This window comes from Paraburkholderia sp. SIMBA_053, assembly GCF_046534895.1.
In the GTDB taxonomy this organism is placed as follows: Bacteria; Pseudomonadota; Gammaproteobacteria; order Burkholderiales; family Burkholderiaceae; genus Paraburkholderia; species Paraburkholderia caledonica.
On record NZ_JAWRXU010000441.1, the window covers coordinates 1 to 291 of the forward strand.

Annotated in this window: 1 protein-coding gene; it reads right to left on the reverse strand. The window is 60.8% G+C overall.

Annotated features, from left to right (window positions below; genetic code table 11):
- Positions 1–291: MFS transporter (locus SB753_RS36340; protein ID WP_410804953.1), on the reverse strand; the 291-nt coding region annotated here is incomplete at both ends.

A 291-nucleotide genomic window follows, 5' to 3' on the forward strand; every position in this document is an offset into this window, starting at 1 on the left:
CAATGAACCGGGTCACGCTGAAACTGACGGGATCGTTCGTCAGTCCGGCGGCGGCGGTAAAGAGACTGAACAGCGCCACACACACGCAGATCATCGTGGGCCGGCCGAAACGGTCAGCCAGCGTGCCGAGGAAAATAGCCCCGAGCATCACGCCAAACAGTGCCGATGCGGCCATGATGCCGGCACTGGTCGCGTCGATGTGCATGCCCTTCATGATCGACGGCAACGCTGCACCGACGATGGCGAGATCGTAGCCGTCGACTATCAGCATCAACACGCACCAGAACAGGA